Raw genomic sequence first — 12,861 nt, 5'->3', positions numbered from 1 at the left:
GATTCCGAGGCGCGGACACGCCGTCGCGAGGTCGCGATCGTTGCACGGCACTCCTCGGGCTCGTCAGGGTCAAAGCCCCCAGTATGCCTCAACCCTCGTGCTGCAACCGGTGACCGCATGGCCCGACGGACCTGCTCGGGTCGGCTCCGAGCAGCGACCCGACGGATCCGACGGTACTCTGGGACCGGTCGTATCGCCTACAGTTCCGGAAGTCGCCTATGAAGCTCTTTGTCCAGATCCCGTGCCTGAACGAAGAGGAGACCCTCCCGCTCGTCCTCGAGTCGATTCCGACCTCGATCCCGGGCATCGACGAGATCGAGATCCTCATCATCGACGACGGGTCGACCGACCGCACGATCGAGGTCGCCAAGTCCTACGGCGTGAAGCACTTCGTGAAGCACTCGACGAACATGGGACTGGCCCGGTCGTTCCGCGACGGCGTCGACTACGCCCTGCTCCACGGCGCCGACATCGTGGTGAACACGGACGGCGACAACCAGTACCCGCAGGAGCGCATCGGCGACCTGGTCCAGCCCATCCTCGCGGGTGAGGCCGAGATCGTCGTGGCGGACCGGCAGACGGCACTCATCGAGCACTTCTCCCCGTTCAAGAAGGCGATGCAGCGCTTCGGGAGCTTCATCGTCAACAAGGCGGCGAAGACGACGCTCCCGGATGCGGCCAGCGGGTTCCGCGCGTACTCGAAGTACTCCCTCATCCGGCTCAACGTGGTCACGAAGTTCAGCTACTGCATGGAGACGATCATCCAGGCGGGCAACAAACGCCTGGCGATCACGAGCATCCCGGTCACGACGAACCCGAAGACGCGCGAGTCACGACTGTTCCGATCCATCGGCGAGCACATGTACCAGTCGGGCGTCGCGATCGTGCGGGCCTTCCTGATGTACCGGCCATATGTCGTGTTCGCCGGGCTCGGACTCCTGCTGCTGATCGCGGGGCTCACCCCGTTCGTCAGGTACCTCATCCTCACGATCGTCCAGGACGAGGGGAACCACCTCCAGAGCCTGCTCGTCGGGGCGACGCTGCTGATGGGCGCGCTCCTGTCCTTCGCCATCGGTGTGGTCGCCGACCTCACCAGAATCAACCGCACGCTCAACGAGGAGATGCTCGACTACCTCAAGCTGCAGCGGTACGGCGGCTGAGCCATGGTGCGCAGCCTCGTCATCGGCGGCAACGGGTTCCTCGGCGGACCACTCGTGGACGCCCTCGTCGGACGCGGTCATGACGTGACGGTGTTCGACCGGTTCCGATCCCCGCGGAACTTCGACACGCGCGACGCGACGATCCTGGCCGGAGACTTCTTCGACCGCAGCGACCTCGCAGCCGCGGTCCGCGGTCAGGACCTCGTGTTCCACTTCCTCTCCACGACCGCGCCGGCGACCTCTGAGAACGACCCTTCGCTCGATCTCCGCACCAACGTGGGACAGACCGTCGAGCTCCTGGGTCTGTGTGCCGACGCCGAGATCGAACGGTTCTACTTCGCCTCCACCGGTGGCGCGATCTACGGCGATCAGGGTCTCGAACGATACCGGGAGACCGACCCGGCCCTCCCCCGCTCCCCGTACGCCATCGGGAAGCTCACGATCGAGCACTACCTCCGGTACTTCCGTGTCAAGCGTGGGCTCGACGCGGTGTCACTCCGCATCTCGAATCCGTACGGGCCCGGTCAGCACCCCGGCCGCCGCCAGGGGCTCATCCCCATCGCGCTCGCGAACATCGCCGCGGGCGACGCCATCGTCCGCTACGGCGACGGCAGCATGGTGCGCGACTACCTCTACATCGACGACGCGATCGAGATGATCGCCCGGATCGTCGCCGGTGACCCGGCACACTCGGTCTACAACATCGGGAGTGGCGTCGGACACACGGTCTCGGAGGTCCTGGACGCCATCGCACGGGTCGTCGGCCAACCGCTGGACGTCGCTCCGCGACCTGTCCCGAGCACGTTCGTCGAGACCGTCGTGCTCGAGACCGCACGCTACCGCTCCGAGTTCGGCGCCCCTCCGACGACCCCCCTGGAGCGCGGCATCGCCTCGACCTGGGAACAGCTCGGACGACGCTGACCGATCAGTCGGACGAACGACGACCGACGGCACCCAGCACGTCGTGCAGCAGCGTGCGGTATCGGGAGCCGATCGCCTCGATCGAGAACTGCTCGGCGTGCGTCGCGGCTGCCGCGCCGAGTCGTTCCCGGAGGTCTGGATCGTCAGCGAGCCGCTGGATCGCTCGGAGCAGGGCAGCAGTATCCCGATCGGGTACGACCAAGCCGGTCGCGTCGTCGAGCACGACCTCGTTCAACCCCGGCAGATCCGTCGCGATGATGGCCCGGCCGGCACGCATCGCCTCGAGCAGAGCGACCGGAAGACCGTCCTGATCGCCGGAGGTGGACGCGACCGAGGGGAAGACGACCACGTCGGCACGGCGGTACGCAGCGAACAGCTCGGTGCGCCCCTGCTGACCGATGAAGACCACGGGTAGGCCGGATGCCTCCGTCTCGAGGGCGGTCCGCAGCGGTCCGTCGCCCACGATCTCGAGCTCCAGCGACCCGGCCGGTGCCCGGCGGACGGCCTCGATGAGGTAGGACAGACCCTTCTTCTCGACGAGTCGCCCGACGAACATCAAGCGGGCGGGCACCACGCCTGGAGCCGGTACGGCCTCGTCCGCCCCTGCCGGCTCCGACGCAGGGAGCGGAGGCAGATCGGCACCCATCGGGATGACCTGGACGCTTGCAGGCGCTGCGCCCAACGCGATCACGCGGTCACGCATGTCGGCGTTCATGACGGTCACCGCGCCCGCCCGACGCACGATCCGCGCCTTCAGCGCACGCAGCGGAGCGGCGTTCAGCGCGTACAGGTCGCCGCCGAGGGTCGTCACGAGCTGCGGGACGCGTCGGCCGCCGAGCAGGGCCACGACCCCCTGGGGGATGATCCAATGCACATGGAGGACGTCGGGACGGAACTCACGGAGAACACGTCGGAGCGCAATCAGTTGGGCCAGGAACAGCCCTGGAACCTGCAGCCAGCGAATCGGCTTCGCACGCAGGTTCTCGATGATGGCGCCGTCTGCGAGGTCCTCCCAATGCTTCGGAAAATACGGGTATCGCGTGATGTGCAGGTCACCGTCCTGCTCATCCGATGCGGCCCCTGGCACCCGTGGTACCAGGACCCTGGTGTCGAAGTCGAGGGATTCCTGCAGAGCCAGATCCCTCACGAACGCCGGCACGCCGTCGCCGGCACGGGCGGGGAACGTGGAGGCGAGGACGAGGAGACGGGGACGTGGCACGGGACCTCCGGATCGGGCGGGTGCTCCCATCGACGTGCGGCGATCGCCGCACGCACCGGCTGTGGACGCCGTGGGAGATAATGGGCATCTGCCATGAACAAGCTTACCCAGGTCAAACGGCCCCTCCAGATCGCCTTCGCGGTGGTCGTCATCGGCTTCATCACGTGGACCGTCATCCGCAGCTGGGACGACTTCGTCTCGAGCGTGCTCACGATGCAACCGGTCTGGCTGCTCGGTTCTCTCGTGGCCGGCTTCCTCGGCGTCTTCTTCTCGATGCTCGCCTGGCGGGCCGTCGTCATCGCCTTCGGCTACCGCATCTCGGTGCGGGACGCCTCGCACGTCGTGTTCGTGTCCCAGATCGGCAAGTACCTGCCGGGCGGTGTCTGGCCCATCGTCGCCGGCAGCCAGCTCGGCGCGCGCGCGGGCATCCCGACGGGGGTCACGGCGATCACCCTCACAGCCCAGCTGTTGGTGAGCCTCATCGCCGGCTCAACCGTCGCCGCCGGCACGTTCCTCGCGTTTCCGGCACTGGCCGCTTCCTACGGCTGGCTCGTCGTCCTCGCGATCGCCGTCGGCGTCATCGCCCTCCTGCCACCGGTCCTCACGAGGATCATCGGGTTCGCCTTCCGACTCCTCCGCCGGAAGGACCCTCTACCGCCCATCCGGGCCCTCCCGTTGACCGCAGCCATCGGATGGTCGCTCATCAGCTGGGTGTGCTTCGGCGTCCATCTCTGGACCATCGTCACGTCGCTGGGCACATTCGATCCGGGTCTGCTGCCGCTCGCGACCTCGGGCTACGCCCTGGCCTGGGTCGCGGGGTTCCTCGCGATCATCGCGCCCGCCGGCGCTGGCGTCCGGGAGGCGATCCTCGCCCTCGTGCTCACCAGTGTCGTCCCGGTCGGCTCGGTCCTCGGTATCGTGCTCGTGAGCCGGTTCGGACTCATCGTCATCGACGTCGCCGTGTGCCTGTACGCGCTCGCCGTCGCACGGATCAGGCCCGGCACCCCAGCGGTCGGACGACCTACTGCGGCACCGGGCCCGGAGTGACGATCAGTGCGCTCAGCGCGAGGTGACGAGCGTCATGCCTGCGCGAGCAGGGTCTGCAGGTAACGTCCGTATCCGCTCTTGACCAGAGGAGCGGCGAGGACGGCCAGCTGCTTGTCGTCGATCCACCCGGCGCGCCATGCGATCTCCTCGATGCACCCGACCTTGAACCCCTGACGGTCCTCGATGACCCGGACGTACTCGGATGCCTGCATCATCGACTCGAAGGTGCCGGTGTCGAGCCAGGCGGTGCCGCGATCGAGGACCTGGACCTGCAGCGATCCCTGCTCGAGGTAGCGCTCGTTGACGGTCGAGATCTCGAGCTCGCCGCGAGCGGATGGCTCGATCGTCTTCGCGATCTCGACGACCGAGTTGTCGTAGAAGTACAGACCGGGGACGGCGTAGTTGCTCTTCGGCTTCGCCGGCTTCTCCTCGATCGAGATCGCCGTGAAGTCGTCGTCGAACTCGACGACGCCGTAGGCGGTCGGGTCGGCGACCTGATAGGCGAAGATCAGCGCACCGTCGATGCTGTTGTGATTGCGGAGGGCGGAGCCGAGTCCCGTGCCGTGGAAGATGTTGTCGCCGAGGACGAGCGCGACGCTCTCGTCGCCGATGAACTCCTCACCGATGATGAACGCCTGGGCGAGGCCGTCGGGCGAGGGCTGGACCGCGTACTCGATGCGGATGCCGAGCTCGGCCCCGGTCCCGAGGAGCGCGCGGAACTGCTCGTTGTACTCCGGCGTGGTGATGATGAGGATCTCGTCGATCCCGGCCATCATCAGCGTCGACAGGGGGTAGTAGATCATCGGTTTGTCGTAGATGGGCATCAACTGCTTCGAGATGCCCTTGGTGATCGGCCACAGTCGCGTGCCGGATCCTCCGGCCAGAATGATTCCTCGCATAACTCATGCAGTCTAGTCGGAGTTCGCCACGGCGATCCGACGCCGCCGAGACGGTCGTGGTCGGCGCGATTCAGTCCGCGCGACGCCTCACCACTCCGCTGACCTTGCGCACGGGAGCCGTGAGCTTCCAGCTGGTACTTGCTCGCACCGCTTCGAGCTGCTGGCGGAGGCCGAGGTTTTCGGCTTCAGCGGCCGCGACGAGCTGTTCGGCATGCTCGAGTTCGGCCCCTCGTTCCTCGAGGGCAGCCCCTCGTTCCTCGAGAGCCACCCGCACAGCGGCATCGTCGTCCCGCCCCGCGACGATGGCGGACAAGTCCGCACCGAGCCGCGCGTAGGCGTCGCGGACGCGTTCAGGTTCCCGAGCCGCGACCTCGAAGAACCGGACCATCGTCTCGGGCAGCTCGGAACCGACGCCCAGGACACCGAGGCCGTGATTGTGCTCGAAGGTGAACGAGGGGTGGCGGGTCTTGATCTCGTCCCAGAACCGCCAGACGCCGAACCCCTCCTGGTGCTCCGCGATGTCGTGGAAGAGGACCACGGCGCGCTCAGAGAGCTTGGGCCGCCAGGACTCGTAGTCGTGCAGGACGTCCTCGTAGCCGTGACGCCCGTCGATGTGGAGGAGGTCGATGGTGCCGTCGGCGAACTGGTCGACGGAGTCGTCGAAGTACCCTCGCAGCAGGGTCGATGAGGATCCGAACTCCCGGTCGTTCACGCCCGTGACGTACTCGTAGACCTCTTCACCGTAAGCACCCGCGTGGTCGTCGCCCTGCCAGGTGTCGAGCGCGAAGGATTTCGTCTCCAAGCCGAGGCGACGGAACGCCTCGCAGAAGGTGAAGTAGGAGTAACCGTAGTGCGTGCCGAGTTCGGCGAAGACACGTGGTCGGACGGCATCGGCGATCCAGAAGGCGAATGGCGCGTGCTCGACCCACGCCGAGAGCGGGAAGAACCTCGGCTGCCAGAAGGCCGTGGGACCGAGCCAGTCGGGCTCGATCACCACGGGTGCCGAGCCGACGAGCGACCGGTTGGCGGGCTCGCTCATGCGATCAGCTCGACCGGAGCGACGCGTAGAACGCGCGGGCGTCGTCCCACGTCGGCAGCAGGCCGGCCGCTGCCGCCTCCGACAGGCCGGGAGCCTCGGTGTCCTTCGGCGACAGGAGCGGTGTTCCTGCCGCGTCCGGGATGACGAGTCCGATCTCCGGGTCGAGCGGGTTGATGCCATGCTCGCGGTCAGGACGGTACACGTCGGTGACGAGGTAGCTGACGGTCGCATCGTCGGTCAGCGCCACGAAGCAGTGCCCGAGCCCCTCGGAGATGAAGATCGCCTTGCGGTCGGTGTCGTCGAGCAGCACCGAGTCGACCTGGCCGAACGTCGGCGAACCGACGCGGATGTCGATGACGTAGTCGAGGACCGCGCCACGCGTCGCCGTGACGTACTTCGCCTGCCCGATCGGGATGTCGGCGAAGTGGATGCCACGGACGGAGCCGCGCTTGGACACGGACGTGTTCGACTGGGCGAGCTTGATCGAGCGACCGCTCGCCTCCTCGAGCTTGTCGAAGCGGTACCACTCCAGGAAGACACCTCGGTCGTCGCCGAACTGCTTCGGCGTGATCTCGTAGCTGTCTGGGACGTTCAGTTCTCGGATCTGCACCCGGCGATCCTACCAATCCGTCGACTGCCGCGGCACTCTGTGACAACGCTCACAGCGCACGGAGCGGCGTCCCCTGTGATACTCGAACGATCGGTTTCGTCGTTTGGGAGCAACATGGAGCGCCTCAAGAGGCTCGCAGAGCGCGTCTGGTTCGGCATCGCGCAGTACGCGCTCAAGTTCGGCGTCGTCGGGCTCATCGGGTTCGGCATCGACATCGCCCTGTTCAACCTGCTGCGGCTCGGCGTGTTCGGACACGATCACGCCCTGCAGTCGCCCATCGGGGCGAAGGCCGTCAGCGTCTCGGTCGCCATCGTCTTCAACTGGATCGGCAATCGCTACTGGACGTTCCGTGAGCACCGTCGCAAGAACTTCGTCCTCGAGCTCGTCGAGTACGTGGTCGTGTCGCTCGGCGGCATGGGGATCGCGCTCCTCTGCCTCTACATCAGCCACTACGTTCTCGGGTACGACACGCTCCTCGCCGACAACATCGCGAGCAACGTCATCGGGCTGGGCCTCGGCACGCTGTTCCGGTTCGCCTTGTACCGCTACTGGGTCTACGGGCACCATCGTAAGGACGGTCTCGCATCGGCAGCCCGCGTCGAGGAAGCACAGCGGACGATCTTCGAAGAACCCCCATCGCGGACCGGCACGGTCAGGGAGCCGACAGACCGCCCTTCCCTCGGCTGAGGCGGACACCGGTTCCGCGGCGGCTCGGGGTGTCCGGTCCCGACCGTCCAGACCTCCCGAAGCCCCACACGTTACGATGACTTCGCCCCATCGGAGAGGAACCACACCTTGTCTTATCTCATCACCGGAGCCTCCGGCATGCTCGGCCATGACCTGCAGGAGGCCCTCGTGGGCCGTCCGGTCACCGCCCTCGGCCGCGCCGAGCTCGACGTGACGGATCTCGAGGCCGTCCGCGCCGCCGTCGCCGGCCACTCGGCGGTCATCAACGCTGCCGCATACACGAAGGTGGACGACGCCGAATCGAACGAGGCCGACGCGGCCGCGGTGAACGCCGTCGGAGCCCGCAACCTCGCGGTGGCCGCTCGTGAGGCCGGTGCGAAGTTGGTCCAGGTGTCCACCGACTACGTCTTCGACGGCTCCGCCACCTCGCCGTACCAGGAGGACCACCCGCTCGCTCCGATCAGCGCCTACGGCCGGACGAAGGCCGACGGTGAGCGTGCCGTCCTCGCGGAACACCCGGACGGGTCGTACATCGTCCGTACGGCCTGGCTGTACGGGAAGAACGGACCGAACTTCGCCGCGACGATGGCGAAGCTGGCGGCGAACGGCGTCGATCCGGGCGTCGTGACCGACCAGCTGGGACAGCCGACCTGGACGGCGGACCTGGCTGCGCAGATCGTCGCGCTGCTCGATGCTGACGCGCCGGCTGGGGTGTACCACGGCACGAACGGTGGGCAGGCCTCCTGGTACGAGTTCGCACAGGCCGTCTTCGCGGCGGTCGGCGCGGACCCTGCCCGGGTCTCCCCCACCGACAGCTCCGCCTTCGTCCGTCCTGCGCCGCGCCCCGCCTACTCGGTGCTGGGCCACGACGCCTGGGCCGTCGCAGGTCTGGCGCCGATGCGCGACTGGCGCGAGGCCTTCGAAGCAGCGACGCAGCACGGCGTCGTGACGGCACCGTGACGACACTCCGGGTCGTCGTCGACCAGATCGTCGCTCCGGTGGCAGGTGGTGTCGGCCGGTACTCCGAGGAACTCACCCGCGAGATCATCGCGAGCGCACCTCCCGGCTGCGACGTCGAAGGCATCGTGTCCGCGGTGTCGAAGGAGAAGGTCGACCTCCTCGAATCGAAGCTGCCGGGCCTCGCAGCCCTGCACCGCACGACGCTGCCTCGGCGTGAACTCAGCGCCGCCTGGCAGCTCGGTATCGTGACGCCCGGCGCCGGCACCGGCATGGTGCACGCGCCGGGTCTCCTCGCTCCGCTCAGCAGGCACGACCGCATCAACGACGGCAATCAGATCGTCGTCACCATCCATGACACGCTCGCCTGGTCACACCCGTCCTCGCTGACACCGTTGTCGGTCAGCTGGCAGAAGGCCATGGTGAAACGCGCCCGAAAACACGCAGACGCCATCGTCGTCCCGACCCACGCCGTGGCAGACGAACTGCGTCAGATCATCGACCTCGGCGACCGGGTCCGCGTCATCGGAGGCGCCGCCGCATCCACCCTCGCCCTCCCCACGGATGCCGACGGCCGAGCACGGACGCTCGACCTCCCCTCCGAGTACCTCGTCTCGGTCGGCTCGCTCGACCCGCGTCGCGGTATCACCGAACTCATCACCGGGCTCGGTCGTCCGGGAGCGCCTGACCTGCCGCTGCTCATCGTCGGTACCGACAGTTGGGGAGACGTCACGCTCGCGCAGGTCGCCGACGAGGCCGGTCTTCCGGAGGGCCGCGTGCGAGCACTCGGATTCCTCGACGACGCCGACCTGGCCGTCGTCCTCGACCGTGCCACCGCACTCGTATACCCGAGTCTGGCCGAGGGTTTCGGCCTCCCGCTCGTCGAGGCCTTCCGCTTCGGCACGCCCGTCATCCACTCCGACGTGCCCGCGCTCGTCGAGGTCGGCGGCGGAGCCGGTGTCGTCGTCGAGTCCGGTGCGAAGGGCTACGCGGACCGTCTCATCGCCACCATCAACGACGTCGTCGGTGACACCGAACGACTCGCTCGACTGCGGATCCTCGGCATGGACCGCGAGCAGGCGTTCAGCTGGCGCGACTCCGCAGAGCGCGTCTGGCAGTTGCACGCCGAGATCTGACCGGTCCCGGTGGGCCGGTCGCGGGGTCAACCCGCGTCGGTCGGATCCGCGGTCGGTGTCGGCGGCCAGAGCGTGTCCTGGACGGTCTGCTTGATGAGCCCGTAGTCAGGTTCGGTGGGGTCGATGAGCGGCGGCACGAACTCCACGCTCGCGAGACCTGCGGCCTTCGTCTTCCCGGCGAGGTTCACGAAGTACCCGAGCATCGACTGCGGGACATCCGTCTTCACGACGTCCGGGCTCGCCGCGGCGATCTCCTGGAAGCGCAACAGAACGTTCGTCGGGTTGAACTGCTTGAGCATCGCGTCCTGAAGTTCGCGCTGGCGCGCGATCCGGTCGTAGTCGCTCGTCGAGTGCCTGGAGCGCGCGTACATGAGTGCCGTCCGACCGTCCATGACCTGCTTACCGGGCTCGATCCACTCGGTGACGTCGTTGAGGTCCTCATCGCCGTCCATCGGGAGCCGCTGCGTCGGCGTCATGGTGATGCCGCCGAGCGCGTCGATGAGCGTCGCGAAGCCCTGCATGTCCACGAGCACGTAGTACTGGATCTTCAGACCGGTCGCGCCCTCGGCCGCCTGCTTCATGGCCTCGATGCCCGGCTCACTTCCTGCGGCCTCGGCCTTCGGGAACAGCTCGGGGTTCTTGAGCTGGATCTCGGTATAGATGGAGTTCAGCTGGCAGACGTCGACGTCGCAGTCGTCCTCGTAGCCGTAGCCGTTCGGATACAGCGAGGCCATCTCGGAGCCCTCCGGGAACGGGACGGGGTCGAGGTCGCGCGGGAGCCCGAATGCGGTCGCTTTGCCCGTTTCGGCGTTGACGGCGACGACCGAGGTGCTGTCGGGTCGCAGTCCCTCGCGGTCGGCGCCGGCGTCACCCCCGAGGAGGAGGAACGTGTAGTACCCGTCGACCGGTTCGACCGGTGCGGTCTGGGCGAAGATCGAGCCGATCGTGCCACGTGCGGAGCCCGCCACGACCGCACCATAGCCCGCTGTCCCGGCGACCGCGACGAGTGCCAACGTCGCGAAGAGCGCGACGCCGAGCCGCGCGTTCGGAGAGGCCCGCACGAGGCGGACGAGGCGCAGCGTGTCGAGGGTGAGGACGACCCACAGGACGGCGTAGAGAGCGAGGAGCACCTGCACGGCGGTCAGGGTGAACCAGTTCGTCGCGATGGTGATGACCGGGGCGGGCCAGAGCAGGTAGGCGACGACGGCCACGATCGCCACCACCCAGAGGGACAGGGTGCAGAAGAGTCCGAACCGCCCGAGCTTCCGGTTGCCGGCGAGCACCTGAGCTGAGCCGGGGATCAGGAGGTTGAGGACGACGAGCCACCAGGCACGCTTGGTCATCACCTCGCGTGAACGGGTGTCGGGATACCGCATCGGCTTCGCGGCGGTGGCTGCACTCGTCATAGCTGCGCTTTGAGGTTCCGGTTCTTCTCCTCGACCGAGTCGGCGAGGGCCTCGGCGTAGGCGACGAGCGCCTGGTGCAGGGCGTCGTCGGCCGTGGCGAGGATCTTGACGGCGATCAGCGCCGCGTTCTTCGCGCCGCCGATCGACACGGTCGCGACCGGCACGCCCGCGGGCATCTGCACGATCGACAGCAGTGAGTCGAGACCGTCGAGGCGTGACAGTGGGACCGGGACGCCGACCACCGGGAGGGTGGTGACGGAGGCGAGCATCCCGGGCAGGTGGGCTGCACCACCGGCACCGGCGATGACCACCTTCACCCCGCGACCGTGGGCCGCTTTGCCGTAGGCGATCATCTTCTCGGGCGTGCGGTGGGCCGACAGCACCTCGACCTCGAACGGCACGCCGAAGTCGCGGAGCACCTGCGCCGCATCGCTCATGACGTTCCAGTCGGAGTCCGAGCCCATCACGACGCCGACGAGCGGCGGGGCGTCAAGGGACGGGGCGGGGTTCTCGGGCATGAGCACCATCGTAGATCGCAGTGTCTGAAGATCGGCTCAGGACGCACCGCAGCTGCTGGACAAGCCCTCGCCCGGCGACCCCAGTCCGGGGACGGCTCCGTGGCGCGCTGCGCACCGGTCGACGGGCGTCTGGGACAATCGGCGGATGAGCGAGTCGACCACGAACGGATCCGCGTCCCGCCAGGAACCACCCAGCCAGCGCGAGCTGCGGCGCTGGCGCGGGTACCTCGCCGACGAACGCGCCGAGGCCGCCGTCTACCGGGATCTCGCTGGCCGGCGGAGCGGTGAGGAGCGCGACATCCTGCTCGCGCTCGCCGAGGCCGAGAAACGCCACGAGTCGCACTGGATCGCCCTGCTCGGCGACGACGCCGGCAAGCCGCAACGCGGTGACCTGCGGACCCGACTGCTGGGCTGGCTCGCGAGGCGGTTCGGATCCGTCTTCGTCCTGGCGCTCGTCCAGCGAGCCGAGTCGCGCTCGCCCTATGCGACCGAACGGGCGGCCACCGAGCGGATGGCCGCCGACGAGCAGATCCACGAGGAGGTCGTCCGGGGCCTGGCCGCCCGTGGACGCAACCGCCTGTCCGGAACCTTCCGGGCGGCCGTGTTCGGAGCGAACGACGGACTCGTCTCGAACCTCGCGCTCGTCATCGGCATGAGCGCCACCGGGGTCGGCAACGGCGTCGTCCTCGCCGCCGGGCTCGCGGGCCTCCTGGCGGGTGCGCTGTCGATGGGAGCCGGTGAGTACGTCTCGGTCCGGTCGCAGCGCGAGCTGCTCGAGGCGTCCAGCCCCAACCCGGCGGCCGACGACGCCCTCCCCCACCTCGACGTCGACGCGAACGAACTCGCCCTCGTCTATCGCGCACGCGGAATGGACGTCGGGGAAGCCGAGGCCCACGCCGCGGACGTCCTGGCCCGCGTCGGTGCCGGGACCTACGAGCGCGAGGCCCGTGCCGCGCTGGAGCACGAGGCCATCGGGACCGGACTCGGAGCTGCACTCTCGAGCTTCTGCTTCTTCGCATCGGGCGCCGTCATCCCGGTCCTGCCCTACCTGTTCGGGCTGCAGGGTGTCGCCGCACTGCTCGTCGCCGCACTCCTGGTCGGGGTGGCCCTGCTCGGAACCGGCGCCGTCGTCGGGCTCCTCTCCGGCGGTCCACCGCTCCGCCGGGCACTGCGGCAACTCGCGATCGGATACGGGGCGGCCGCGGCGACCTACGTGCTCGGCCTGCTCTTCGGCGCGAACGTCGGCTGACCCGATCGTCGGC

General features: G+C 68.1%; 13 protein-coding genes. 7 read left to right on the top strand and 6 right to left on the bottom strand.

Annotation, left to right across the window (positions count from 1 at the left end):
- Positions 1–218: 218 nt before the first annotated feature.
- Both A4X17_RS08255 and A4X17_RS08250 read left to right on the top strand, forming a co-directional pair.
- The gene (locus tag A4X17_RS08255; RefSeq protein ID WP_064295192.1) at positions 219–1,160 is read left to right on the top strand and encodes a glycosyltransferase family 2 protein; all 942 of its coding nucleotides are present in this window, start codon (positions 219–221) and stop codon (positions 1,158–1,160) included.
- Between the two features lie 3 nt (positions 1,161–1,163).
- Positions 1,164–2,081, top strand: a complete 918-nt coding sequence (locus tag A4X17_RS08250; RefSeq protein WP_064295191.1) for an NAD-dependent epimerase/dehydratase family protein — start codon at positions 1,164–1,166, stop codon at positions 2,079–2,081.
- Positions 2,082–2,085: 4 nt separating this feature from the next.
- Here A4X17_RS08250 and A4X17_RS08245 read toward each other — a convergent pair whose 3' ends face one another.
- Positions 2,086–3,300 (bottom strand): glycosyltransferase, encoded by a 1,215-nt coding sequence (locus tag A4X17_RS08245; protein ID WP_197479041.1) that lies wholly within the window; start codon positions 3,298–3,300, stop codon positions 2,086–2,088.
- A 93-nt stretch (positions 3,301–3,393) separates the two neighbouring features.
- On the opposite strand from A4X17_RS08245, the gene A4X17_RS08240 reads away from it, so the two are divergent.
- Positions 3,394–4,347, top strand: a complete 954-nt coding sequence (locus A4X17_RS08240; RefSeq protein ID WP_064295189.1) for a lysylphosphatidylglycerol synthase domain-containing protein — start codon at positions 3,394–3,396, stop codon at positions 4,345–4,347.
- Positions 4,348–4,379: 32 nt separating this feature from the next.
- Here the strand turns inward: A4X17_RS08240 and rfbA are convergent, their stop codons facing one another.
- From rfbA to A4X17_RS08225, 3 genes are all read right to left on the bottom strand, one after another.
- Positions 4,380–5,246: a glucose-1-phosphate thymidylyltransferase RfbA gene (gene rfbA / locus A4X17_RS08235; protein WP_064295188.1), complete on the bottom strand. Its 867-nt coding sequence runs from the start codon at positions 5,244–5,246 to the stop codon at positions 4,380–4,382.
- 70 nt (positions 5,247–5,316) lie between these two features.
- A complete protein-coding gene (locus A4X17_RS08230) occupies positions 5,317–6,285 on the bottom strand; it encodes a class I SAM-dependent methyltransferase (protein ID WP_064295187.1) in 969 nt (322 codons plus the stop codon).
- Positions 6,286–6,289: 4 nt separating this feature from the next.
- Positions 6,290–6,895: a dTDP-4-dehydrorhamnose 3,5-epimerase family protein gene (locus A4X17_RS08225; RefSeq protein ID WP_064295186.1), complete on the bottom strand. Its 606-nt coding sequence runs from the start codon at positions 6,893–6,895 to the stop codon at positions 6,290–6,292.
- Between the two features lie 114 nt (positions 6,896–7,009).
- On the opposite strand from A4X17_RS08225, the gene A4X17_RS08220 reads away from it, so the two are divergent.
- The 3 genes from A4X17_RS08220 (at position 7,010) to A4X17_RS08210 (ending at position 9,675) form a co-directional block, all read left to right on the top strand.
- Positions 7,010–7,582, top strand: coding sequence for a GtrA family protein (locus tag A4X17_RS08220; RefSeq protein WP_064295185.1), 573 nt, complete (start codon positions 7,010–7,012; stop codon positions 7,580–7,582).
- Between the two features lie 108 nt (positions 7,583–7,690).
- On the top strand, positions 7,691–8,542 hold the full coding sequence (gene rfbD / locus A4X17_RS08215; RefSeq protein WP_082916026.1) for a dTDP-4-dehydrorhamnose reductase: 852 nt from the start codon (positions 7,691–7,693) through the stop codon (positions 8,540–8,542).
- The gene (locus tag A4X17_RS08210) at positions 8,539–9,675 is read left to right on the top strand and encodes a glycosyltransferase family 1 protein (RefSeq protein ID WP_064295183.1); all 1,137 of its coding nucleotides are present in this window, start codon (positions 8,539–8,541) and stop codon (positions 9,673–9,675) included. Before rfbD ends, A4X17_RS08210 begins: the two co-directional genes overlap by 4 nt.
- A gap of 26 nt (positions 9,676–9,701) precedes the next feature.
- Here the strand turns inward: A4X17_RS08210 and A4X17_RS08205 are convergent, their stop codons facing one another.
- Positions 9,702–11,081 carry an LCP family protein gene (locus A4X17_RS08205; RefSeq protein WP_064295182.1) on the bottom strand — a complete coding sequence of 460 codons (1,380 nt, stop codon included), beginning with the start codon at positions 11,079–11,081 and terminating at the stop codon, positions 9,702–9,704.
- Positions 11,078–11,599 carry a 5-(carboxyamino)imidazole ribonucleotide mutase gene (gene purE / locus A4X17_RS08200; RefSeq protein ID WP_082916048.1) on the bottom strand — a complete coding sequence of 174 codons (522 nt, stop codon included), beginning with the start codon at positions 11,597–11,599 and terminating at the stop codon, positions 11,078–11,080. The genes A4X17_RS08205 and purE overlap by 4 nt, the downstream gene beginning before the upstream one ends.
- A 145-nt stretch (positions 11,600–11,744) precedes the next feature.
- Here purE and A4X17_RS08195 point away from each other — a divergent pair, with 145 nt between their 5' ends.
- The gene (locus A4X17_RS08195; protein WP_064295180.1) at positions 11,745–12,848 is read left to right on the top strand and encodes a VIT1/CCC1 family protein; all 1,104 of its coding nucleotides are present in this window, start codon (positions 11,745–11,747) and stop codon (positions 12,846–12,848) included.
- Positions 12,849–12,861 lie beyond the last annotated feature (13 nt).

Origin of the sequence: Plantibacter sp. H53 (genome assembly GCF_001650455.1) — a bacterium.
GTDB lineage: Bacteria > Actinomycetota > Actinomycetes > Actinomycetales > Microbacteriaceae > Plantibacter > Plantibacter flavus_A.
This window is presented reverse-complemented; position numbering and strand designations above follow the sequence as displayed.

Coding starts and splice junctions, on each gene's coding strand:
- A4X17_RS08195 (WP_064295180.1), top strand. CDS start 11,745: ATGAGCGAGTCGACCACGAACGGATCCGCGTCCCGCCAGGAACCACCC.
- A4X17_RS08220 (WP_064295185.1), top strand. CDS start 7,010: ATGGAGCGCCTCAAGAGGCTCGCAGAGCGCGTCTGGTTCGGCATCGCG.
- A4X17_RS08205 (WP_064295182.1), bottom strand. CDS start 11,081: ATGACGAGTGCAGCCACCGCCGCGAAGCCGATGCGGTATCCCGACACC.
- A4X17_RS08230 (WP_064295187.1), bottom strand. CDS start 6,285: ATGAGCGAGCCCGCCAACCGGTCGCTCGTCGGCTCGGCACCCGTGGTG.
- A4X17_RS08250 (WP_064295191.1), top strand. CDS start 1,164: ATGGTGCGCAGCCTCGTCATCGGCGGCAACGGGTTCCTCGGCGGACCA.
- purE (WP_082916048.1), bottom strand. CDS start 11,599: ATGCCCGAGAACCCCGCCCCGTCCCTTGACGCCCCGCCGCTCGTCGGC.
- A4X17_RS08240 (WP_064295189.1), top strand. CDS start 3,394: ATGAACAAGCTTACCCAGGTCAAACGGCCCCTCCAGATCGCCTTCGCG.
- A4X17_RS08255 (WP_064295192.1), top strand. CDS start 219: ATGAAGCTCTTTGTCCAGATCCCGTGCCTGAACGAAGAGGAGACCCTC.
- rfbA (WP_064295188.1), bottom strand. CDS start 5,246: ATGCGAGGAATCATTCTGGCCGGAGGATCCGGCACGCGACTGTGGCCG.